A 24,735-nucleotide genomic window follows, 5' to 3' on the forward strand; every position below is an offset into this window, starting at 1 on the left:
CTTACATAGGATTCAAAGCTTCTTTAAAAACTTTTAATATTCTCTCTCTTGCAAAAGCATGTTCTACTATCGGTTGAACATGCTTTTGTTGTTTATACTCGGGTGCCCAACTGCAGATATATACATTTTGTGGGTCAAACTTCTTAGCCTGAAGTTCAGGGTTAAACACCCTGAAATAAGGTGCAGCATCGTTTCCACAACCACAAGCCCATTGCCAGCCACCAATATTACTAGCCATTTCATAATCCAACAGTTTCGCAGCAAAATAAGCCTCTCCCCACCGCCAGTCAATCAAAAGGTGTTTGGTTAAAAAACTTGCTACTACCATACGCACTCTATTGTGCATAAAACCAGTTTCGTTCAACTGTCGCATGCCAGCATCAACTAAAGGATAGCCAGTCTTGCCCATACACCAGGCATTAAACTCTGCTTCATTGTTCCTCCATTTAATCCTGTCGTAAGCTGGCTTGAAAGAAGTGTTTACCGTTCTGGGGAAATGCCACAAAATCATCATGTAAAATTCTCTCCACACCAATTCAGATAACCACTTTTCTACCTGCTTTTCCAATGCTTTGCGTACAGCATAACGAATGCTGACTGTTCCAAAGCGTAAATGTATACCTATATGAGAGGTTGTGTTGGCAGCGGGGAAATCTCTGCTCCTTTCATAACCTTTCAATTTATTTTCAAAATCTAAAGGAGGTATTTCCAAGACACCGAAATTAAAGCCTAATTCTTCAATCGAAGGGAAGGGCAATGTTCCAGTTTTAAATAGGTTAGGCGTATACTTTTCGACAGGGTAAGGTTTTATATAAAAATCATCCAGCTTTTTCTGCCATTTTTTAAAATAAGGCGTAAAAACCGTATAAGGTGTTCCATCGTCTTTAGTAACTTCATTCTTTTCAAAAATAACCTGGTCTTTAAAAGTATGGAAAGGAATGTTTTTAGCAGATAAAATAGAAGCTATCTGCAGGTCACGTTCCTGGGCATAAGGTTCATAATCGTGATTGGTGTATACCGCTTTTACTTCATAATTATTCAACACTTCCTGCCAGATTTTTTCTGGTGTACCTTGTTTAATCAATATGGAGCTACCCAAAAGGGATAATTGCTGCGCCATGTCTTGGAGCGTATGATAAATAAAACTAACCCTGGAATCTTTACGGTCATTAAGCTTATCGAGGATGTCAGTATCGAAAACAAAAAGAGGTAAAACAGGGATTCCACTTTTTAAGGCGTGATACAGCGCCGCGTGATCATTTAATCTTAAGTCTCTTCGTAACCAGCAGATACAGATATTTTCTTTCATTCTTTAGATTGGGCAGCATGGTAAATGTCTTTTAGCGCTGCATCCAGATCGGTGAAATTAAAAGAAAAACCAGTATCTAACAATTTCTGGGCAGAAATATTTGTACTCATTAAGGCAACGGTACTCATTTCACCGAGTAGAGCATTCAATATAGTTTCTGATATTTTAATTGGCCAAACCGGTCGGTTTAGCGCTCGGGCAATGGATTCGGTTAAGGTTTTATTAGTTACCGGATAAGGCGCACAAGCATTATATGGGCCGTTCATTTCCATATTTTCGAGGGCAAATAAATAGATTCTTAGGAGATCTTTAATGTGTATCCATGGCACCCATTGCTGGCCGCTGCCTAATGGAGCTCCGGCAAAGAAACGAATGGGTTTATCCATAGCTGCCAAACCACCTTCATTTTTTTTCAGCACAAAGCCAGTTCTTATTTTAACTACCCTAAGGTTTAAATCCTTGCCTTTATCAATTTCATTTTCCCATTTTTCACAGCATTCCGCTAGAAAACCATAGCCATTTTCACTTTCTTCTGTCAAGATTTCCTCCCCACAATCGCCATAATATCCTACAGCAGAAGCAGAGATGAATTCTTTTACCTGATTTGGTGTTTCCCTGATTGTTTTATATAGTAATGAGGTTGATAACACCCTGCTGTCAACAAGTTGTTGCTTGCGTTCTTTAGTCCATTTCTTTTCCGCAATATTTTCACCTGCCAGGTGTATAATGGTGTCGACTCGATCTAAACAAGCGGCATCTATTTTCTGCCGGTAAACATCCCAAAGGTAAACTTGTACATCTTTGACGTTAATCCGTTTCCTGGCCAAAATAGAAATAGTATGACCTTCGTTTTGTAAAGCGATGAGTAGTTCTTTCCCAATCATGCCAGTGCCGCCAGTTATTAATATATGCTTTTTCATCTTCTATGCAATATAACCTATTGATGGGCATATAAGTTTTAAAATTAATTTAATTGTCAGACTTTGTTTTGCTAGTGTAAATATTGTTGATAAACCTATTTTTAGGCAGTAAAATCGCTACTTTTAACTTTTCTATAAAAGCCCTATTTATCATGAAATCCAAAAAAATATTAGTTTGGTTTAGAAATGATCTCCGTTTACACGACAATGAAATGTTGGTGGAGGCTATTGCTAAATCTGATGATATTTTACCTGTTTATATTTTTGATCCTCGCAATTTCCAATTAACGCCTCAATATACCTATCGTTCTGGGGTAATTAGGGCTAAATTTCTGTTGGACAGCATAGCCGATTTAAGGAAGTCATTCCAGAGACTTGGTGGCAATCTGCTGGTATTAACTGGTTATCCTGAAGAGATTTTACCTGTTTTGGTAGAACGGTATGACATTGCGGAGGTTTATCACCATAGGGAAGTTGCGCATGAGGAAACCAAGGTGTCTGCCGATGTGGAAGATTGCCTTTGGAAATTAAGAATAAACCTCCGTCATTTTATTGGTCATACTTTGTATAATAAGGAAGACTTACCCTTTCCAATAAAAGACATACCCGATGGTTTTGCACAATTCAAAAAGAAAACCGAACGTGATGCCATTGTAAAAGCTTGCTTTTTGACGCCAGAAGTTATTGCTTTTGTAGCTATAGAAGAATGGGGTGATTTGCCTGCTGTAGAAGAAATTGTGTCGGCGGAAGCCATGATAGGGGAAGTGCATCAAGAATTAATTGGTGGTGAAGAGGAAGGACTGAAGCATTTAAATGCATTACTCGAGGAAGGTTCTACGATTTATCAAAAATCAACTGTAAAAGGGGCTACTGGAAAATCCGGTTTTTCTTCCAGGCTTTCTGCCTGGTTGGCATTGGGGTGTTTATCCCCAAGAATGGTTTATTGGTTGGTAAAAGATGCTGAAGAAACTTTTGGCACCAACCCTCATTTCAGCCAGATTTTACTCGGCTTATTATGGCGTGATTATTTTAGGTTCATGTTTAAAAAACATGGCCAACATTTTTTCAATGATTATGCTATGAAGCCTGAGCGTCTTTTTTCTGAAGATAGGGAAAAATTATTGTTTGAAGAATGGAAAAATGGAACTACAGGGAATGAGTATGTGGATAATTATATGGCCGAATTGAATACCTCTGGCTTTATTCCACATGCTGCACGCTTATTGTTGTCTACTTACCTGATATATGTATTAAAAATTGATTGGATTAAAGGAGCTGCTTATTTTGAAGAAAAATCTATTGACTATGCACCGGCAAATAATTGGTGTAATTGGGCTATTGTAGCTGGTGGAGGAAAAAATACTGGTACTATAAAAAGTGCTTTTGATTTAGATAAGCAATTTAAGTTGTTGAATTTAGTGGTTTACAAACAATAATTGTATTTTAAACCAATTTGTTTAACTTTTGTTGTATTAGATGTGAAGAGATTTTCAATAAGTGATATAGAGAGCCTGATCGGGATAAAAGCACATACGCTTAGGGCCTGGGAATCAAGATTTAATCTTGTGCCTCCTAAAAGAACGGCCACGAACATCAGGTATTATGATGAGAAGGATTTGAAAATACTTTTAAACATAGTAACCCTAAATGAGAATGGTTACAAGATCAGCAAAATTGCTGGTATGAATCCTGATCAAATTAATGTATTGGTTACCCAATTAAAAACAAATTTCAATAACGATACGGTACAGTTGCTTAACCTTTCTGAGGCTACGCTTAAATATGATGAGGATGGCTTTTCCAAAATTTTAGCGGCATGTATCAAAGAAATGGGCCTGATAAAAACCATGGATACAGTGTTGTTTCCTTTTATGAAAAGAGTAGGGATGCTTTGGCAGACCAGTACTCTTGATCCTGCACATGAAATTTTTGCCGCTAATTTGATTCGTGATCAACTCATTATCGCAATTGATAAAGTGAAAAAACCCAAAAAGGTGGAGCCTAAAAGATTTTTACTTTTCCTTCCTGAAGCGGAAACACATGAAACTGGTTTGCTTTTTGCGAGGTATCTATTGAAAGGATGTGGACATGATGTTTTGTATCTTGGGCAAGATATTCCATATGGAGACCTTAATAAGGTAATTAAAGCTTATGAACCTGATTATGCCTTCATTGTGCTTACCTCGTTAAACTTGGGTAAGAATGTGAATAAAATTATTGATAAAGTAATGGATAACCTGAAGGTTCCATTGTTGGTTGCGGGAAGTTTAATATCCGAATTTGACATCATGGGGAAGGAGCAGTTAGTTCCTCTGAAGAATGTTTGCGATATGGTCGACTTTCTTGAAGAAATATAAACAATTTTGCCTGTTTTGTAAGGTAAAATCCTAATTTTGCTGCACTTATAGAATTTGATACACAATGGATAATCTAACTTATCTCAGCGGCGAAAATGCCGAATACATAGATTCCTTATATAAAGCTTATAAAGAAGACCCGAACTCCGTAGAATTTGGATGGCAGAAATTTTTTGAAGGCTTCGACTTTGGCAGAAGCGCTGATAGCTCTGGAAATGCGCAAGCACCAGAATTGTTCTTCAAAGAAGTGAATGTACTGAACCTTATTAATGGCTACCGTAACCGGGGTCATTTATTTACGAAAACCAACCCTGTTCGTGAAAGACGTAAACACTTGCCAACTTTAGATCTGGAAAACTTTGGTTTAAGTAAGGCAGATCTGGATACTGTTTTTAATTCTGGAGTGGAAATTGGTATTGGTGCATCGAAACTCCGTGATATAGTTGCTTTCCTGGAACAAACTTATTGTGGTTCTATAGGAGCCGAATATAAGTTTGTCCGTACACCAGAGGTTTTGAGTTGGATAGAGCACAAAATGGAAACCTCCCGCAATACGGCTAACTTTTCTATTGAAGAAAAAAGAAGAATCTTAAAGAAGTTAAATGAAGCAGTAAGCTTTGAGAACTTTTTAGGCACTAAATTTCTAGGGCAGAAGCGTTTCTCTCTTGAAGGTGCGGAAGCGTTGATTCCTGCTTTGGATTCCGTTATTGAAAAGGGCTCTGAACTTGGTATTGAAGAATTTGTAATTGGTATGGCTCATCGTGGCCGTTTAAACGTGTTGGCCAATATCATGCAAAAAACTTATGCAAATATATTTGCAGAATTTGAAGGTAAAGGTTACAGCGCAGCCTCTCCTTTTGGTGGCGATGTAAAATACCATTTGGGCTATTCTACTGATGTCATTACTAATAATGGTAATAGTATTCACTTAAGTCTTTGTCCGAATCCTTCTCACCTTGAAACCGTTAATGGTGTGGTAGAAGGAATGACTCGTTCTAAAGTTGATTTCAAATATGCTGGTGATAATTCCCGTATTGCGCCAATTTTAATACACGGTGATGCTTCTGTTGCCGGACAGGGAATTGTTTATGAAGTAATTCAAATGGCTGGTCTGGAAGGTTATAAAACCGGAGGTACCATTCACTTGATCATCAATAACCAAATCGGTTTTACCACTAACTATAAAGATGCACGTACCAGTACTTATTGTACTGATATCGCTAAAGTAACACTATCGCCTGTTTTTCATGTCAATGGAGATGATGTGGAAGCTTTAGTTTATGCCATTAATTTAGCAATGGAATATCGTCAACGTTACAGAAATGATGTTTTTATTGATATTTTATGCTACCGCAGGTTTGGACACAATGAGGCCGATGAGCCAAAATTTACACAACCACTGTTATATAAAGCAATAGAGCAGCATGCTAATCCGCGTGATATTTATATTAAGCAATTGATTAGTGAAGGCAAGCTTGAGGCTAGTCTGGCGAAAGAAATGGAAAAAGAATTCCGTGGAATTTTGCAGCAACGCTTAAATGAAGCAAAAGAATTAACTTCTACCTATCAGGACGTTAAATTTGGTGGAGCATGGTCAGACATGCGGATCTCTACAGCTCAAGATTTTGAGTCTTCACCAAACACTGCTGTCGATGAAGCTATTTTGTTAGATATAGCCGCTAAAATCAGCACTTTACCTTCAGATAGAAAGTTCTTTAAAAAGATTGAGAAGCTTTTTGATGAACGTAAAAAGATGGCTAATACAACGCATGTATTTGACTGGGCTATGGGAGAGCAACTTGCTTATGGTACTTTATTAGCTGAAGGTAAAAGAGTAAGATTAAGCGGTCAGGATGTAGAGCGTGGTACTTTCTCTCATCGCCATGCGGTGTTAACCCTTGAAGATTCTGAAGAAGAATATATTCCATTGGCAAATGTGGCTGAAAAACAAGGTCCTTTTGATATTTATAACTCACATTTATCTGAATATGGTGTTTTAGGTTTTGAATATGGTTATGCCATGGCCAACCCAAATGCCTTAACCATCTGGGAAGCGCAATTTGGTGATTTCTTTAATGGTGCCCAGATTGTTGTGGATCAATATATTGCAAGTGCAGAAACCAAATGGCAGAGAGAAAACGGATTGGTGATGTTATTGCCTCATGGTTATGAAGGCCAGGGACCAGAACATTCTTCTGCAAGGATAGAGCGTTTTATGGAATTATGTGCAGATTATAACATGCAGGTAACTAATTGTACTACACCAGCTAATTTTTTCCATGTACTCCGTAGGCAATTTGCCCGTGATTTTAGAAAACCATTAATCGTATTTACGCCTAAAAGTTTATTGCGTCATCCTTTATGTGTTTCTAAACTTGAAGATTTCACAAAAGGTAAATTTCAGGAAGTTATTACTGATAAGTATGTAAAACCAGCAGAAGTTACCAGAGTGCTTTTCTGTAGCGGTAAAATTTATTATGAATTGCTGGAGAAACAACAAGTTGATAAAATTAAAAATGTAGCCATTGTACGTGTTGAGCAGTTGTATCCATTGCCTCTAAATCAAATGGAAGCTGTTTTTAATAGTTTTAAAAACGCTTCTGAAGCGCTTTGGGTACAGGAAGAACCTGAGAACATGGGAGCATGGCCTTATTTGCTTCGCAAAGTTAGAAAAACTAGTTTCAATGACCTTGAAGTGATTTCAAGAAAAGAAAGTAGCAGTACTGCTTCTGGTTTTGCCAGGCAACATGCAGATCAGCAAGCTTATATTTTAGCGAAAGCTTTTGAAATGCCAGTAACCGAAAAAGAGCAAAAGATCGCTAAGAAATCGGTGAGTAAAATATATAATGTAGATTAAAAATAAAATAATCAGTTATGAGTATAGAAATAAAAGTTCCGCCAGTAGGAGAATCAATTACTGAAGTTGTTTTATCCCGTTGGGTAAAAAATGATGGTGATGCAGTTGAAATGGATGAAGTTATTGCTGAACTGGAATCAGATAAAGCGACTTTTGAATTAACTGCTGAACAAGCGGGAACTTTAAGAACAGTAGCAGTTGAAGGTGATACCTTGCCAATTGGTGCTGTAGTATGTAGAATTGAAGAAGGTGGCGCAGCTCCTGCTGCAGCGGCCCCTCAAGAAAAAACTTTGGTAGAAGAGAAATCTGTTTCTCCGGTAGCAGAAAAAAGTACAGATAGCTATGCTGCAGGTACTCCTTCTCCTTCTGCAGGTAAAATATTGGCAGAAAAAGGTGTTGATACTGCTGCCGTTAAAGGTACTGGTGTTGATGGCCGCATTACCAAAGAAGATGCCTTAAAAGCAGAAAAACCAGCTCCTCAAAAAGCTGCTGCTCCAAGTGCCCCAGTTGTAACAGCTGTTGCAGGCGCTAGAAATGAACGCAGACAAAAAATGACGCCTCTTCGTAAAACAATTGCTAAAAGATTAGTGGCTGTGAAAAGTGAAACGGCCATGTTAACTACCTTTAATGAGGTTAACATGAAACCCATCATGGATTTACGTGGTAAATACAAAGATAAGTTTAAAGAGAAATATGGTGTTGGCTTAGGCTTCATGAGTTTCTTTTCTAAAGCTGTTTGCGAAGCTTTAAAAGATTTTCCTTCTGTTAACGCACGTATTGATGGCGAAGAATTGGTGTTTAACGATTTTGTTGATATCTCTATTGCCGTATCTGCACCTAAAGGATTGGTTGTTCCAATTATACGTAATGCAGAAAGCATGAGCCTTGCTCAAATTGAGAAAAGTGTATTGGAATTGGCTACTAAAGCTCGCGATAGCAAATTGACTTTAGAAGAAATGACTGGTGGTACATTTACCATCACCAATGGTGGTGTGTTTGGATCAATGATGTCGACCCCAATTATCAATTCTCCACAATCTGCTATTTTAGGTATGCACAATATCATTGAACGCCCTATTGCAGAAAAAGGAGAAGTTGTGGTACGCCCAATGATGTATTTAGCTTTATCGTATGATCACCGCATCATTGACGGAAGAGAATCTGTAGGCTTTTTAGTGAGAGTTAAAGAGTTATTAGAAGATCCTGCTCGTTTATTATTAGGTATATAGTTTTCATTTTTGATCATAAAAAAGGGTCTTTCCATTAATGGAAAGACCCTTTTTTATGATCAAAAATTGGTACTAGTTTCTTTTAACGCCACCAGAACCAATTACGGTTTTATCCACTGCAGGGTTTCCAGAATAATAAACACTTCCGGAGCCTGATGTTTTGGCATTGATTTTTTTGGTTGCGTTAACGTAAATAGAGCCCGAACCACTGATTGTTGTTGACGCTACAGCTACTGAAAATGCCGTTCCTTTCACACTACCTGAACCATTAATCGTGATATTGGCTTCGTTGGCTTTGCCGCTAACAGCGATATTTCCAGAGCCACTAATAACCGCGTTAAACGACTTTACATCTGCTGCTACCTTAATGTTCCCCGATCCACTCAATGTTGTGAAAAGTTCTGTTCCCACAACAGGGTTTTGAACTTCAATACTTCCAGAACCACTCATGGTCAATGAATTCAACTTCTTTGCCGTAATATAAGCCGTAATTCTAGAATTATTGAATTTTCTGTTCCAGTCCATCCATTTTGTTCTTGGTCTGATGATCAGTATACCATCTTTTACTTCAGTAATCAGTTGTGCAATAGCATCCTGGTCTCCTTCCAGTCTGATGTGTTCTTTCGTGCCTATTTTAATGATCGCTTTGATGGAGCCACTTACTGCAACACCATTGAAATTGCCGATTTGCCTTTCCTCATTCTGTTTTACTGAAAAATGGTCTTTATTAAAAAGAGCAGATGCCTGTACATTGACAGTAGTCAGGATTATAGCAAAGCATAATAGTTTAGTTAATGTTTTCATCATTTTAGTAAGTTTATTTTATATAAGACCACATCATTCCATAAATGTTGCAGCACAACGCTAATTATTTTGAGATTTTTACGCCTACATAAAAGTTAGGGTCAATTTGAAACTCATTTTCCTTAATGGATTTCGAAATCTTCGTAGATTTCCATTGCTTGGATGGGTAAACATAACTAAAGGTACCTTGCTGAAGCGCAACCTTTATCGGCATATCAAAATCCTTTACCTCCGATTCCCACCGGTAAAAAAGCTTACCCTTGCTGATTTTATATTCAAAAACAGGTATAGCTACATGTCGCAGGTATTGATCGAAAATCTTATTCAATTTTAAGCCACTTTCTTTCGCAATGAAATTTTCAATTGTAGCGGTGGTAACCGTTTGGTGGTAAAAAGTTTTATTCAACCCCCGTAAAATAGACCTGAATTTCTCATCATCATTGATCAGTTGTCTGATGATATGAATCATATTGGCACCCTTATAATACATGTCGCCCGAACCTTCTTTATTAACTCCATAAGGACCAATAACGGGTTTGTCATTGGCGATTTTATCTCTTATGCCCTTCACATAAGCAGTACCCGCTAATTTACCATTTTGCATTTCTGTATAAAGCGTTTCAGAATAATTGGTAAAGCTTTCATGAATCCACATGTCTGCCACATCTTTGGAGGTAATGTTATTTCCGAACCATTCATGCCCGCTTTCATGAACAACAATAAAGTCGAATTTTAAACCCCAGCCTGAGCCAGAAAGGTCATTGCCGAGGTAGCCATTTTTAAACTGGTTGCCATAAGCCACCGCACTCTGGTGTTCCATGCCTAAATGTGGTGCCTGAACCAGTTTATAGCCATCTTCATAAAATGGATAAGGACCGAACCAATTTTCAAAACATTTGAGCATAGGCTTAACGTCCTGATCCCAGTGGGGTTTTGCCTTTAAACTATCTTCCTTTAAAGCCCAGTAATCAATTGTTAATTTTCCTTCTTCTCCCTGGTATTCATCAGTCCAGTGGGCATAATCACCAATATAAAAAGTAACATTGTAATTGTTAATTGGATTGGCGACAAACCAGTTGAATTGGGTACAGCCATCAGGCTGTTCAACTATGCTGCGCAAGCGTCCGTTGGATACCTCTTTCAAGCCTTTTGGAACGCTGACACTAATCCTTATACTGTCCACTTCATCACTTTGGTGGTCTTTATTTGGCCACCAGCTGCTGGCACCGAAACCCTGACAAGCAACGGTAACCCAGGGCTTTCCGGATTTGTCTGTAGAAAAAACAAATCCACCGTCCCATGGTGCATTTTTAGCAATAATGGGATAGCCTGAATAGAAAACGGTAAACTTTTCTTGCGTACCTTTTTTTATAGTTGTTGGGAAAGTGAGGAAGACTGCATTAAGTTCCCGTGTAAAGGGCAGCTCCTGTCCCTTATAAACAACCTTTTCTACTTTCATGTTTTCAAAAAGATCGAACTGAAGTTTTTTAAAATCCTGAACTGCTGTAAAAACAAATTCATTATTTCCAGAAATGAATTTCTCATCAACGTTTACTTTCACCGATAAATGGTAATAATTGATATCATAACAAGTACGCAGGGGAGTTAAAGTACCCCTAAGTGAGTCTGCACGAGTAAATGTTTTTTTCTCCTGCATCAGTTGTGCCTTTGCTGTAAAGGCACTCAGCAATAAAAAAAGGACGGTATAGCTATAGTTTTTCATTAATATTTAAGGCTTTAAAACAGTTACCGTTAAGCCAGAAGTATGATCGGCATCATGATAAATGCGATGTTGTGCTTTCTGAAAATCCTTATCTTCAGCTTTGTAAATGTCTATAAATTGCTGTGGGTTACGGTCGGCAAGTGGGAACCAGGAGTTTTGTACCTGAACCATAATCCGATGTCCTTTTTTAAAAGTATGTCCAACATCAGGCAAAGCATATTTTACGGCAGTAACTTCTTCTGGAACAAAAGGCTCAGGGTTTTCAAAACTATTACGAAATTTGCCACGCATAATTTCTCCACGTACCAACATCTGGTATCCGCCCATTATTATCCCTTTTGGATTTACTTTAGGGGCCTCCGAATCTTCGGGGTAAACGTCAATTAATTTAACCACATAATCTGCGTCAGTACCAGTAGTGGAAACGGATAAATCTGCGGTTAAGGGTCCAGTAAGCATGATGTCTTCGGTTAAAACTGCTGTTTGATAAACTTTTACATCAGGCCTTCGGGCAGCAAATCTTTGGTCATCAATCATGTATTCGCGGGTTCTGCGCTCCTGAACACCATCCTGATAAGGCACAGGCGTATTTGGATCACTCACATATTCATCGAAGCTGTTTGTTGTAGTTGGTTTTGTGAAACTTAACTTACCGTCTGACTGGAAATAGAGGGTTTTGCTTTCTGTTTCTTTTGGTGGCCAGGTATCAAAACTCTTCCATTGGTTACTTCCAGTAATAAATACAGTTGCTTCAGCCAGTTTTAAATCTGGGGTATCTTTAAGGTAATGCATGAAGAATGGGAATTCAACATTTTGCTGGTACCAAGTACTTGTTGCTTGTCCAAATTCAATATCACCAAACTTTTCTCCGGTACTTCTCACCCAGGCACCATGGAACCATGGCCCCATAACCAAGTTGTTTTTCGCTTTGATGTTTTGTTTTTCTATGGCCTGGTAGGTGTGGAGGGTACCATAAGTATCTTCGGCATCAAAAAAGCCACCAATCACTAATACTGCTGGTTTGATATCTTTAAGGTGTGTGCGGATGTTCCTGGCCTTCCAAAAATCATCATAAGTACCATGTGCCATAAGGTCATTCCAAAACTTGATGCTATCGCCAAAATATTTTTTATTTGCATTTTTTAATGCACCAAGATCTAAGAAAAAACGGTAATTATCCTTAATAGGGAATTGAAAAGATTTTGGTCCTTTATCGGGGGTAATAGGTTTTGGACGAGGAACACCGAAAGTGGAATAAAAGTTATATGCATCCGACAGGAAAAATGCACCATTATGGTGAAAGTCATCACCCATAAACCAATCTGTAACGGGAGCTTGAGGAGAAACAGCTTTTAAAGCGGGGTGTGCCCCCGGTAAAGACGTCGTGGAATAGAAACCCGGATATGATATACCGTAAATACCTACTTTTCCATTATTTGGAGCCACATTTTTGAGCAGCCAATCAATGGTGTCATAGGTGTCTGAACTTTCGTCAATGTCTTTCTTTCCTTTTTTCTTTGCTATTTGTGGCCTAACGTCAACGAAATCGCCTTCACTCTTCCATTTTCCACGTACGTCCTGGTAAACGTAAATAAAGCCCTCTTTTAAAAGGAGAGAAGATGGGCCTAAACTGGTTTTATAATTATTTTCTCCGTAAGGTGAAACGGTGTAAGGGGTTCTGTTAAGTAAAATTGGGTATTTTTTAGCTTTTTCTTTGGGTATGTAGATGGCGGTGAACAACTTAATCCCATCCCGCATAGGAATGTTTCGTTCTATTTTCACAAAGTTAGCTCTGATATAGGCAGAATCAGTTTGTTGCGCAAAGGAAGAAAAGCCTATAAATAGTGCGATAAATGAAATTAATAAGTTTTTTTTATGAATCATTCTTTAGGAGATTTGATACCCTAAAATTACAAAAAATAGGACTTAACGCATGTTTTTTCGGAGCGAAACCATTACATCTCCAAAAAAACAGGAATATCAACACAAACAGCAAGTCAACTTAGTTACATAAAATGAGAATAACTCCAGGCAGATGCCTTATTTGTATTTGGATTATTAACTTTGTTAGATACAAAAAAACTTTTAATATATGCAATACGATGTAGTTGTTATTGGTTCTGGTCCTGGTGGATATGTAGGTGCCATTAGGTGTGCTCAACTAGGCTTAAAAACCGCAGTAATAGAGAAATATAAAACTTTTGGCGGTACCTGTTTAAACGTAGGTTGCATTCCATCAAAAGCATTATTAGATTCTTCAGAGCATTTTCATAATGCCGCACATACTTTTTCTACCCATGGCATATTGCTTAAAGACTTACAGGTTGATATGCCACAAATGATTGCCAGAAAAAATGATGTGGTGGCACAAAATACAGCGGGTATACAATATCTTTTCAAAAAAAATAAAATTGACAGTTTTCAAGGTGTAGGTTCTTTTATTGATAAGAATACCATTAAAATCACTAAAGAAGATGGTACTACTGAAACGATAACCGCAAAAAATGTGATTATCGCCTCTGGATCAAAACCTACTGCACTTCCTTTTTTACCTATTGATAAAAAACGTATCATTACTTCTACGGAAGCGTTAAACCTTACTGAAGTTCCAAAACAAATGGTTGTTATTGGTGGAGGCGTAATTGGTTTAGAATTAGGTTCTGTTTATGCACGTCTGGGTACTAAAGTTACTGTTGTTGAATTTCTACCAACTATCATCGCTACAATGGATGCTGGTTTGGGAAAAGAATTGCAGCGTGTGCTAAAGAAATCTTTAGGCATGGAGTTCTATATGAGCCACAAAGTAACGGGCGCTACCGTAAAAGGGGATAAAGTTACCGTGACTGCAACTAATGCCAAAGGCGAAGAAGTAGCGCTGGAAGCTGATTATTGTATTGTTGCAGTAGGCAGAACGGCTTATACAGCAGGCTTAGGTTTAGAAAATATTGGCATCAAAACTGAAGAACGCGGTAATAAAATTCCGGTAAACGAACATTTGGAGACTACAGTGCCAGGGGTTTTCGCCATTGGTGATGTTATTAAAGGAGCCATGCTGGCGCATAAAGCAGAAGATGAAGGTATCTATATTGCTGAGCGTTTAGTTGGTCAAAAACCACATATCAATTACAACCTGATTCCTGGTGTAGTTTATACCTGGCCAGAAGTAGCTGCTGTGGGTTATACCGAAGAGCAGTTAAAAGAAAAAGGAATAAAATATAAAACGGGGTCTTTTCCTTTCAAAGCAAGTGGAAGAGCGAAAGCGAGTATGGATACGGATGGTTTTGTAAAAGTATTGTCAGATGCCACTACAGACGAAATTTTAGGTGTACACATGATTGGTCCGCGTGCAGCAGATATCATTGCCGAAGCTGTATTAGCCATGGAATTCCGTGCTTCTGCAGAAGACATTGCCAGAATTTCTCATGCTCACCCAACTTATACAGAAGCATTGAAAGAAGCTGCTATGGCGGCTAGTGAAAATAGAGCTATTCATATTTAAAAGCTTAAGCTCATTAAAAAAGGCCTCATCAATTCAAATTGATGAGGCCTTATGTTTTTATAGCGAATTTATCGGTTAGATGTGAGAGGCATCAACATCATATTCTTTTACTTCTTTATGTGTATAAGGCTCAACCATAAATTCTTCTATAGTCTTGCCTTTTTTATTGAAGCCGAAGCGTTCCATTATGCTGTCAAATACCTGGTACATTACCGGTACAATAATCAGCGTTAAAAACAGGGAACTTGTTAAGCCTCCAATAATAACCCAGGCTAAACCATTTTTCCATTCTGCACCAGCACCACTGGCCAATGCAATAGGTAGCATACCAATCACCATGGCAATGGTTGTCATTAGAATTGGACGTAAACGTGCATGGTTAGCTAAAATTAGCGCTTCTCTGGTACTGCGACCTTCTGCTTTCATCTGGTTGGTAAAATCGACCAGGATGATCGCATTTTTTGCCACCAAACCAATTAGCATAATTAAACCGAGAATGGTGAAAATACCCAGCGAGTTATTGGTTAAGGCAAGCGCCAGTAATGCACCGATTACCGATAGCGGAATAGAGAACATCACCACTAAAGGATACATAAAACTGTCGTAAAGGGCCACCATGATCAGGTATACCAAAATAATGGAAGCCATTAAGGCTATACCCAAAGTACCGAAACCTTCACTTTGGTTTTCCTGCTCACCAGCCCAGAGGTAACTTACACCTACAGGTTTCATTAATTTACCTTCTTTCTCCAGTTTTAACAATTCAGCCTGAAACTCGGCTACAACAGTACCTGTCGGGCGACCGATAGACTGCGCTTTCACAGAAACTGAAGTGCTTTTGTCACGGCGTTCCAGCTGACTAGGGCCTGATCCTTCTTTAATATCGGCAAATTGCGACAGCTTAACCTGCTCGCCAGCATTATTAATAAAGATCAGGTTTTGCACATCTTTAATGCTTTTTCTGTTAAATGCCTGGTAGCGAATGTTAATATCATATTCATACTCTCCCTTACGGAATTTACCATCTGTATTTCCACTAAATGCCGTTTGCATCGTGCCACCAACGGTTTGAAGCGTTAGGCCCAAGGCGGCCATTTTATCGCGGTCAACTTGAACGTTAATTTCCGGACTACCTTTTTCTACAGATAATTTAATCTCTGCAGAGCCTTTAATCTTTTCGAGTACAACCTTTGCCGCTGCAGCATATTTTAAAGTACTATCAAGGTCTGCACCCATCACTACCATTTCAATAGGTGCATTTTCTGCAATACCCAAAATACCAATAGGAACAGTTTTCACTTTCGTGCCTGGTAATTGTTTGGCCAGTTCTCTACTTACTTTTGTTGCATAAATACTGGATTCATCTTTTCTGTCTTTACGATCAACCAATCTTACGTTGATCTCCGATTTGTAGGCTGTAGCCTGTGTACCTCCAAAATCACCACTAGACTGCCCTACTGTAGTAATCAATTGTATTATTTCAGGTTTTTTACTTAAGAAAGCTTCTGCTTTTTGAGTAGCAAAATTAGTTTGTTCAATTGAAGCATCTTTGGGAAGTTCAATTTGAACAAGGAATTCGCCTTTATCACTTTTTGGAAAAAACTCTGTACCAATTTGACCGGTAATTAGCAAACTACAAGAACTGGCTAAAAGCAAGAAGGTAATTCCTAAAGTAATTGCCTTGTGGTTCAAAGACCAGGTTAAAATTCCTGTAATCCAACCAGTGAAACTATGTAATTGCTTTTCGAACCATAAGATGAAGCGGCCAAATGCATTTTTACCTTCAATTTTTTCCAGTTTACCAAAACGTGATGATAACAGCGGAACAATGGTGAAAGAGGTTAGAAGGGAGAGGAGAGTGGCAATAATGACCACGACACAAAACTGTCTTAATATATTAGAAACCAAACCAGAACTGATGGCAATTGGAAAGAATACAACAACGATAACCAAGGTTATAGAAACCACCGTAAAACCAATTTCGGCGGTAGCATCATAGGCTGCACGCACCCTGTTTTTACCCATTTCCATGTGTCTGTAAATATTTTCCAGCACCACAATTGCATCATCTACTAAAATACCAACAACAAGAGATAAACCTAGTAAAGACATCAGGTTTAAGGTGTAATCCAGAAGGCCAATGCCAATAAAAGTTGCTATCAATGATGCTGGTATAGAGATCATTACAATTAAGGCATTACGTATACTGTGCAAGAAGAACAGCATCACAATGGCCACTAAGACAATAGCCAGCAATAAATCGTGAATTACTGCATCGGCAGATTCCAGGGTAAAAATAGAACTGTCATTTACGATATTAATTTTTAGTTTATTAGTCTTATAATCTTTTTGAAGGGTTTCAATAATTTTATGTACGCCTTTACTCACTTCTACGGCATTGGCATCAGATTGTTTAATGATCTGAATGGCAATGGCACCTTTACGGTCAATACGAGCAAGTTTTTCAACCTCCTGTTGTGTATCCTGAATATCGGCAACATCACCAAGACGTACCTGTGCACCAGTTTTGTTGGTAAAAATAACGAGGTTACGCAATTCTTCAACATTTTTAAATTTCCCTGATAAACGAATCAGAATATCCTGATTTTGGGTTTTAACACTTCCGGTAGGAAAATCCAAGTTAGAGGTTAAAATAGCTTGTTGTACTTGTAAAATAGACAAACCGTAACCTTGTAATTTATTGGCATCAAGTCCTACCGAAATTTCACGTTCCTGTCCTCCAACTAAGTTTACCTGGGCAACACCGTTTACACGAGATACAATTGGCGCAATACGCTTGTCAATCAAATCGTAAAAAGTAGCATCATCCATGTTTGCCGAAGCCGACATGGTGATTACTGGAAGGTCATCCAATGAGAATTTATTCAATGAGGGAGCCTTCACCTCTTCCGGTAAATCTGCTAAAACAGCATTTACTTTTCTTTGTGCCTCATTTAATGATAAATCTACATCGGCTTTATCATTTAGGGTAATGGTAACCACAGATAAACTCTCATAAGAAACTGCGTTCAGTTTTTTAATGTTTTCCATGGAGGATACGGCATCCTCAATTTTTTTCGTTACCGTATTTTCAACTTCACTCGGTGATGCTCCAGGATAAATAGTAGAGATAGAAACTACATTATTAGAAAACTTCGGCAGCAATTCATAGCTTAAGGAAAAGTAACTTAACAGGCCCAGTAAGGTGAGTACCGTAAAGACTACGATAACAAGGGATGGACGTTTGATAGATATTTCTGTAATCTTCATCAGGTGTTATGTTTATTTTAAAGGTTCCACTTTTGAACCATCAACTAAATTAATTTGGCCGCTTGCAATTACTGTTTCTCCATCTTTTAATCCATCAAGAATTTCTACTTTCTCCCCAATGATTCTTCCTGCAGTTACTTTACGCAATTTGGCTGTACTTCCATTTTCCAAAACGAAGACCTCGTTGCTGCTTACACTACCCACAAAAGAACCACGTGGTATGGTAATGGCTGGAGCCTGAGCAGGGAATTTGAAAATGGCAGTGCCATACATACCTGCTTTAATGGTGTTGGGTTTATTGTTTTCCACTTGAATTTCAATGGGGAAGTTTAGTGAGTTGTCTGCTTTAAGTGCAATAAACGTTACACGACCTGAAAAGTCATTATTTGGAAAAACATTTGATTTAATTTGTACAGGATCCCCAAGTTTTAAATTGGCCACCTGGCTTTCGTTTACATTCACCTTTAATTTAAGTTTACTTACGTCTACCAGTTCAAATAATTGTGTGCCTTGCGTATTAACAAAAGCACCCACTTCAATGTATTTTTTGTTTACAAATCCATTAATAGGCGATTTGATGTTCGCATCACTCACGCGGCGTTGCGAAGCCTGCAATCTTAATCTTGCATTTTTTACAGTCAGCTTAGCCTGATCCAATTGTTGTTGCGTTACCCCGCCAGTACTAAAAGAACTGCTATAACGAGATTCATCTCTTAAAGCATTTTGAAGCGTAGCTTCTGCAGTCTCTCTGTCTGTATTTAAAATTTCAGCATCTATACGTGCTAATACTTGTCCTTTTTTAACATAGTCACCTTCTTCCACATAAATTTTGCTTACACGACCTGCATTCTCCGATAAGAAATTAAGCTCTTTAATAGGTGTAAAAGTTCCATTAACACTGTAATCGAGGTTCACAGGTTCTTTTTTAACCTGTGCAATACGCACAGTAACGGCACCACTACCTTGAGCAACAATAGCAGTTTTTGCATCATTCTTCTTTTTATTGTTGTTCAATATGAAAAATATACCTCCAAGTGCAACAATAATTACAATAGCTATAATAATTCCTCTTTTCATTTTAATAGTGATTTTATATTTCCGTTTGATTTGATGAGTTGTATTTCGGCAACTTTATAGTTCAACAATGCCTGGGTATAACTATTTTGTGCTTCTGTTAAGGCGTTTTCTGTATCTAAAAGATCTGTTAGCACCGCTAAGCCATTGTTATAGTTGTTTTGCGTGCTCTTATAAATTTCTTGTGCCAGCATAACATTTTCTCGTTGGGTATTAATAGTTGAAATGCTATTTCTTATAGAAATTTTGGCGTTTTCATAAGCCATGTTTAAGGAGTTTGTAGTTTGCCTTCTGTCTTCAGCTGCTTTTTTAAGTTCAACATCAGCCTGGCGAATCCTGGAACGAGTGGCAAATCCATTAAAAATAGGAATTTTTAGCGTTAAACCAATTGCTGAGGCATTATACCAAAAAGCAGACCCGTTTGATTTAAAAAGATCAAATTTATCACTCTGTCCGGTGTAAGATAAATTACCCGTTAAAGCAAGAGTGGGGTAATATTCTGAAACATAAGCCTTGCGTTGCAGCTTAAGCAGGTCTTGTTGTACATTTAGTAACTTTATTTCGGTTCTTCCATCCAAACTTACGCTATCGGCTAATTCAGGTAAGGTAATTGCCTCACTTAATTCTGTTAAAGGCAGCACGATGGCGGTATGGACAGGCATACCGATGTAAAACTTTAGCTGGTTCTCTAGTTGGGTTACTGCATTTTGAGTTTGTTCTTGCTGTGTTTGCAGGTTTGTGAGGTTTACTTTAATGCGGTCTACATCAATTTTTCGGGCCAGGCCATTTTTGTACTGGTTTGCAATAATGTTTTCCACCACTTTAACATTCTTAATGTTGGTGTCAATTACATTCAGCTTTTGTCTGTTAACTAGCACTTGGTAATAAGTGTTGGCTACTTGTTCAATAATCTGTTCTTCTGTTAATTCAGCAGATAAATTATAATACCTTTCACTTTTCTTTGCTGCTTGTAAACCGGTAAACACCTGTTGGTTAAAAAGCTGCTGGTTTAATTGAATCCCAGCATTTGCATTCCATTTTTTGCCTAATTGAAAAGACTGATCACCAATAACCAATTGTCCGATTATTGGGTTATAGGTTAAGGAGCTATTTCCGGTAAGTTGCGGCAAGGCTTGCGACCTGATTTCCTCGGTTTTGAATCTTCCGCCATCAATATCCAAGCGGGATTTACGAATATTCTCGCTGTTTTCAACAGCATAATTCAAGGCTTGTTTTAATGTCAGCTGCTGTTGGGCGCTGGCCACTTCTGTAAAAAATAAACCCAGTAATATCAGCTGGATTAATTTTATTTGTTTGATCATTCGATTCATAAGGGCTTAATTGGGCTATTATTTAATTCTTTAATCCTTTGATAAATATTTTGGATAATTGTTGCTGCTTCTCGTGTAAAAGTTTCAATTCCTTTTTAGTTGGCATGAGTTCTTTATTTCCATGCATGATACATATAAAAGTAATTCCTGATAAACTTTGTAAATAGAGTTCTGCTAAATTCAGACTATCTCCTGCTTCGATTTCACCCAAATCCATTGCTTTTTGTAGTAGAACACCATAATACTCTATATCCTTCTTTTTCTTTAGAATAAGGAGTTTTTTTAGTTCCTCCGTATTGAAAGAAGCATCGCTGCTGCCAAATGAAAGATGCATCATGTAATATTTCTGGAAAAACCGATGTCTTATATCTATAATGCCTGCCAATTTATCTTCTAAACAATTTTCTGGTTTTTCTTTACTTAATAAATCATAATAATCGTCAAATACTTTATTGATTACACCTTGTATTAAACTTCCTTTGTCGGGGAAATAATAATATAAAGAAGGCTTTGAAACAGATAAATCATCTGCTATCTCGTTCATTGTGGTCTTATTAATCCCGTAATGTATAAAGCGTTTAATCGCCCCCTCTATAATCAGTTCCTTCTTTTTATCCATCTGTACTTTTCTACCTTTTTACCTTCTGACTTTTTTATTATTAAGGTCAAAAGTACTGCCATTATTTTTCAGTTTAAGTATTTCTTAAAAGAATAATATTAAAAGTTACGGAATTATGACAATGTGTTTGATTTTAGGCCTGCGATAAAAATCTCGGCAAAGCGTTTTTCTTTAACAAAGATTTGTTTAAACTGGCTTTGGTCGGGGAAAATCTTTTTTTCCTTATTTAAGATATTAAAGTGAATACCCGAGAGGGCACCAACAAAGATTTCGGTAATAAAAGAGGTGTCAGGTAAAATGAATTCACCATTTTCAACACCTCGGTCAAGCAAAGAAGTGATGATTTTATATTCAAACTCTTTTGCGCGGGTAAATTTATCATATAGATCGCCGGGTAAATCGGCACAGGTATACTTTGAATATTCCATCAGGTTATAATACTTTTGTATATAACCCTGTCGTTTAAGCAGGAGCATTAGAATTCCTTCTGAAGTGGTTTTTGTTTTTTCTACAGATTTAATCACATCTTTACTTATCGCATGCATCAAGTATTCAATAACGTTTACATATAAACTCAGTTTATCAGGGAAGTAATAATATAAAAGTGCTTTTGAAAAAGAAATATCTTTCGCAATTTCTGTCATAGTGGTTTTTGCAAGACCATAATGAGCAAACCTTTTCAATGCTGCGTTTATAATTAAAATTCTTTTTTTATCCTGATTTTCCATTTTAAGCTTAAATATTCATTTTTAGAATAGTTGATCTTACATTTATAATAATAGTGATGTAAATTATGTATTATTTTTTAAAATATTGAATTCCCCGCTATTTAAAGCCATAACATTTACATTTGCAGTAAAAAAAATTATTGATACATGCCGTTAATTCAAGAAAATATCTCTTTAAAACCCTTCAATACATTTGCGATTGCTGTGAATGCAAAGTATTTTGTCGAAATTTTTAGTGAAGCAGATCTGGTAGAGTTTTTAAGCTCATCGCTCTTGAAAACCGAACAACTGTTGATTCTTGGCGGTGGTAGCAATGTTTTATTTACTAAAGATTTCCCTGGTGTGGTAGTCAAAATTAGTATTCCTGGTATTTCAAAGTGCCGCGAGGGATCAGGGGTTATTGTTAAAGCTGGAGCCGGCGTGGTGTGGAATTACCTTGTGCTGTATTGTGTTCAGCATAACTTAGCTGGAGTAGAGAACTTAAGTTTAATTCCTGGAACAGTTGGGGCATCGCCGATACAAAATATTGGCGCCTATGGCGTTGAGCTAAAAGATGTTTTCTATAGTTGTACGGCATTTGAAATTGCTAGCGGACAAAAAAAGGACTTCACTTACGAAGAATGTAAATTTGGTTATAGAGATAGCGTGTTTAAGCGTGAGTTGAAGGGTAAATATATTCTTACCTCAGTAAGTTTTAAATTAAGTGAGCAAGCTGTTCTGAATACTACCTATGGGGCCATACAAACTGAATTGGCGAACAGGAATATTTCATCGCCAACCATTGCCGATGTTTCCAAAGTTGTTGCTGAAATCCGGGTGAGTAAGCTTCCAGACCCAAGTACAATTGGTAATGCGGGAAGTTTCTTTAAAAATCCTGTTATTGAAAGAAGTAAGCTGGAAGAAATTCAAAAATCTTTCCCAGAAGTAGTAAATTATCCGGTAGGTAACGAGTGTTTTAAATTAGCTGCAGGCTGGTTAATTGAAAGCTGCGGTTTTAAAGGAATTGTTGCAGGGGAAACCGGAACCTGGAAAAACCAGGCCTTAGTACTGGTGAACCATGGTCATGCAACAGGACAAGAAGTGTATAGTTTTTCAGAAAGGATAATTAATGTGGTATGCCAGAAATTTGGCATTATGCTGGAAAGAGAAGTAAATGTTTTATGATCAGCTTAATTTCCCTGTTTTAGGCTATTTTTAACTTAAATACCCAAGTATTTAGGTTTTTTGGTACATATGTTGTGTAAAGTTTAGTATAGTAAATTAAACAAAATTAATAGCGTTATTGATTTTGCTCAGTTTGTTTGATTTTTTTTTAACCTTTAAAAATTAAAACATTATGACTAAAAATGAATTCAATCTTCAGTTACACAACCATTCAGATTCTTTACAGTCATTCGCTTTAAATTTCACCAAAGACCTTGAAGATGCAAACGATTTAGTGCAGGATACTATGCTAAAAGCGGTAACGTATTATAGTAAGTTTAAGGAAGGAACAAATTTAAAAGGGTGGTTGTTTACCATCATGAAAAATACTTTTATCAACAATTACAGACGTTTGGTAAAAAAGAATGCTATGATTACCCAGGCAGATGATATTTCTTCTGCAAATTTATATTATAGTGCAAGTAAAAATCAGTGCGATAGTAAATTTGTAATGGGTGATATCAATAAAGCGATGGCTACACTACAACCCGAATACTATGTGCCATTTATAAAGTATTTTGAAGGATATAAATACCATGAAATTGCTATCATGTTAAATATTCCTATTGGTACCGTTAAAACCAGGATTCATGTTGCCCGCCAAATTCTAAAAAAATATTTAAAAACTTACTCTAAAGAAATTTTAGGTGCTAATATAGTTTAAAAATAAACACCTATTGAAAAAGGCTGTCGCATTTACAATGCTGACAGCCTTTTTTGTGCAATTACATTTTTTACTTTTTTTATATAAACACTCGGATGAATACAGTCATTTTACCTTGTGTTTTCATTAAAGATTGGGCTATCCCTGGCAGGTTGTTGGCAGGTCCTTTGTAGGTCTCATGATTGCGTTAAGGACCTACCAACGACCTAGCAAGGACCTGCCAACGACTTGCCAATCCTAACTTGAATTAAATTATTTTATTGCAGCTGACTTAAGTGTGCTGCCTAATTGTGTTGCCAACTCCTCATTTTCCTTTATCCATTTTTCAATAGCAGCTTTTTCATTGCTATTGCTTTCAAGAGCAGCCATTAATGACCCCAATTGGGTATCAGAAAGCTGGAAATTCCGGAAAAATGCAGCCACTTCGGGGTTTAACTCCACGAATTTTTTGTTGCCAATAGTTTGTATAGTCTCAATATTCCCGAAAATCCCTTTTGGATCATCTAGAAATTTTAACTTGAAATTGCTAAACATGTAATGCGGCGACCATCCGGTAACAACAACTGGTTGTTTTGCATCAATGCTCTTCTTTAGTGTAGCCAACATTGCGGCTTCACTTGCCGTTTGCAGTTCAAGGTTTAGCTTATAGTCTTTTACGGCTAATTCAGCTTTATTCATTATACCAGCACCAGCATCAATACCAATAATTTTGCCTTTCAAATTTGATGCGTTAGCATTCAACTCTTCAATATTATTTATGGTCATATATTCAGGGACAACAAAGCCAATCCGTGCATTTTTAAAATTTGTTCCTAAAATTTCAAGATTTGAACCATATTTATCCATGTATTCTTTATGGGTAATAGGCATCCAGGTATCCATAAAAATATCGGCATCACCGCCAGCAACTGCTGCAAAAACAGGAGCGACATCTGCGTTCTTTAATACGACAGTATATCCCTCTTTTTCAAGTAATACTTTTGATAATTGAGTCATTGCTACTCCCTCAGCCCAGTTAACATAGGCTATAGTTACTTTTTTCTCGTCATTTTTGCTTGTACAAGAATAAATCATGCTCATTGTCAATGCTATAAATAGTCCGCTAATCAGTTTTCTCATTGTAATTTGTTTTACCAGTTAAATATTTA

The 24,735-nt window shown here is 37.4% G+C and carries 18 protein-coding genes; 7 read left to right on the top strand and 11 right to left on the bottom strand.

Annotation, left to right across the window (positions count from 1 at the left end; all coding sequences use genetic code 11):
* Nucleotide 1: 1 nt before the first annotated feature.
* Nucleotides 2–1,309 (bottom strand): cryptochrome/photolyase family protein, encoded by a 1,308-nt coding sequence (locus AAKU52_RS10995; RefSeq protein ID WP_354333335.1) that lies wholly within the window; start codon nucleotides 1,307–1,309, stop codon nucleotides 2–4.
* Nucleotides 1,306–2,229, bottom strand: a complete 924-nt coding sequence (locus AAKU52_RS11000; RefSeq protein WP_354333337.1) for a TIGR01777 family oxidoreductase — start codon at nucleotides 2,227–2,229, stop codon at nucleotides 1,306–1,308. Before AAKU52_RS11000 ends, AAKU52_RS10995 begins: the two co-directional genes overlap by 4 nt.
* A gap of 152 nt (nucleotides 2,230–2,381) precedes the next feature.
* On the opposite strand from AAKU52_RS11000, the gene AAKU52_RS11005 reads away from it, so the two are divergent.
* The 4 genes from AAKU52_RS11005 (at nucleotide 2,382) to odhB (ending at nucleotide 8,672) form a co-directional block, all read left to right on the top strand.
* A complete protein-coding gene (locus AAKU52_RS11005) occupies nucleotides 2,382–3,665 on the top strand; it encodes a DASH family cryptochrome (protein ID WP_354333339.1) in 1,284 nt (427 codons plus the stop codon).
* Nucleotides 3,666–3,707: 42 nt separating this feature from the next.
* Nucleotides 3,708–4,586 carry a MerR family transcriptional regulator gene (locus AAKU52_RS11010; protein ID WP_354333341.1) on the top strand — a complete coding sequence of 293 codons (879 nt, stop codon included), beginning with the start codon at nucleotides 3,708–3,710 and terminating at the stop codon, nucleotides 4,584–4,586.
* Nucleotides 4,587–4,650: 64 nt separating this feature from the next.
* Complete coding sequence (locus tag AAKU52_RS11015) at nucleotides 4,651–7,443, top strand: 2-oxoglutarate dehydrogenase E1 component (protein ID WP_354333343.1); 2,793 nt, start codon at nucleotides 4,651–4,653, stop codon at nucleotides 7,441–7,443.
* 17 nt (nucleotides 7,444–7,460) lie between these two features.
* Nucleotides 7,461–8,672 carry a 2-oxoglutarate dehydrogenase complex dihydrolipoyllysine-residue succinyltransferase gene (gene odhB, locus AAKU52_RS11020; protein WP_354333345.1) on the top strand — a complete coding sequence of 404 codons (1,212 nt, stop codon included), beginning with the start codon at nucleotides 7,461–7,463 and terminating at the stop codon, nucleotides 8,670–8,672.
* A 72-nt stretch (nucleotides 8,673–8,744) separates the two neighbouring features.
* On the opposite strand, the gene AAKU52_RS11025 is transcribed toward odhB, so the two are convergent.
* From AAKU52_RS11025 to AAKU52_RS11035, 3 genes are all read right to left on the bottom strand, one after another.
* Nucleotides 8,745–9,479 (bottom strand): head GIN domain-containing protein, encoded by a 735-nt coding sequence (locus AAKU52_RS11025; protein WP_354333347.1) that lies wholly within the window; start codon nucleotides 9,477–9,479, stop codon nucleotides 8,745–8,747.
* Nucleotides 9,480–9,540: 61 nt separating this feature from the next.
* Nucleotides 9,541–11,199, bottom strand: coding sequence for a M1 family metallopeptidase (locus tag AAKU52_RS11030; RefSeq protein WP_354333349.1), 1,659 nt, complete (start codon nucleotides 11,197–11,199; stop codon nucleotides 9,541–9,543).
* Between the two features lie 6 nt (nucleotides 11,200–11,205).
* Entirely contained in the window at nucleotides 11,206–13,083 is a 1,878-nt protein-coding gene (locus AAKU52_RS11035; RefSeq protein WP_354333351.1) for a CocE/NonD family hydrolase, read from the bottom strand.
* 208 nt (nucleotides 13,084–13,291) lie between these two features.
* On the opposite strand from AAKU52_RS11035, the gene lpdA reads away from it, so the two are divergent.
* Nucleotides 13,292–14,698: a dihydrolipoyl dehydrogenase gene (gene lpdA, locus AAKU52_RS11040; RefSeq protein WP_354333353.1), complete on the top strand. Its 1,407-nt coding sequence runs from the start codon at nucleotides 13,292–13,294 to the stop codon at nucleotides 14,696–14,698.
* Nucleotides 14,699–14,773: 75 nt separating this feature from the next.
* On the opposite strand, the gene AAKU52_RS11045 is transcribed toward lpdA, so the two are convergent.
* The 5 genes from AAKU52_RS11045 to AAKU52_RS11065 form a co-directional block, all read right to left on the bottom strand.
* On the bottom strand, nucleotides 14,774–17,968 hold the full coding sequence (locus AAKU52_RS11045; protein ID WP_354333355.1) for an efflux RND transporter permease subunit: 3,195 nt from the start codon (nucleotides 17,966–17,968) through the stop codon (nucleotides 14,774–14,776).
* Nucleotides 17,969–17,980: 12 nt separating this feature from the next.
* Nucleotides 17,981–19,045 (bottom strand): efflux RND transporter periplasmic adaptor subunit, encoded by a 1,065-nt coding sequence (locus AAKU52_RS11050; RefSeq protein WP_354333357.1) that lies wholly within the window; start codon nucleotides 19,043–19,045, stop codon nucleotides 17,981–17,983.
* Complete coding sequence (locus AAKU52_RS11055) at nucleotides 19,042–20,364, bottom strand: TolC family protein (RefSeq protein WP_354333359.1); 1,323 nt, start codon at nucleotides 20,362–20,364, stop codon at nucleotides 19,042–19,044. The genes AAKU52_RS11050 and AAKU52_RS11055 overlap by 4 nt, the downstream gene beginning before the upstream one ends.
* A gap of 31 nt (nucleotides 20,365–20,395) precedes the next feature.
* Nucleotides 20,396–20,992 (bottom strand): TetR/AcrR family transcriptional regulator, encoded by a 597-nt coding sequence (locus AAKU52_RS11060; protein ID WP_354333361.1) that lies wholly within the window; start codon nucleotides 20,990–20,992, stop codon nucleotides 20,396–20,398.
* A gap of 113 nt (nucleotides 20,993–21,105) precedes the next feature.
* Entirely contained in the window at nucleotides 21,106–21,720 is a 615-nt protein-coding gene (locus tag AAKU52_RS11065) for a TetR/AcrR family transcriptional regulator (protein WP_354333362.1), read from the bottom strand.
* Between the two features lie 147 nt (nucleotides 21,721–21,867).
* On the opposite strand from AAKU52_RS11065, the gene murB reads away from it, so the two are divergent.
* The gene (murB, locus tag AAKU52_RS11070) at nucleotides 21,868–22,884 is read left to right on the top strand and encodes a UDP-N-acetylmuramate dehydrogenase (RefSeq protein WP_354333364.1); all 1,017 of its coding nucleotides are present in this window, start codon (nucleotides 21,868–21,870) and stop codon (nucleotides 22,882–22,884) included.
* 172 nt (nucleotides 22,885–23,056) lie between these two features.
* The gene (locus AAKU52_RS11075; protein ID WP_354333366.1) at nucleotides 23,057–23,587 is read left to right on the top strand and encodes an RNA polymerase sigma factor; all 531 of its coding nucleotides are present in this window, start codon (nucleotides 23,057–23,059) and stop codon (nucleotides 23,585–23,587) included.
* 252 nt (nucleotides 23,588–23,839) lie between these two features.
* On the opposite strand, the gene AAKU52_RS11080 is transcribed toward AAKU52_RS11075, so the two are convergent.
* Nucleotides 23,840–24,706, bottom strand: coding sequence for a glycine betaine ABC transporter substrate-binding protein (locus AAKU52_RS11080; RefSeq protein WP_354333368.1), 867 nt, complete (start codon nucleotides 24,704–24,706; stop codon nucleotides 23,840–23,842).
* Between the last annotated feature and the right edge of the window lie 29 nt (nucleotides 24,707–24,735).

Origin of the sequence: Pedobacter sp. CG_S7, from assembly GCF_040544395.1 — a bacterium.
Lineage (GTDB): Bacteria > Bacteroidota > Bacteroidia > Sphingobacteriales > Sphingobacteriaceae > Pedobacter.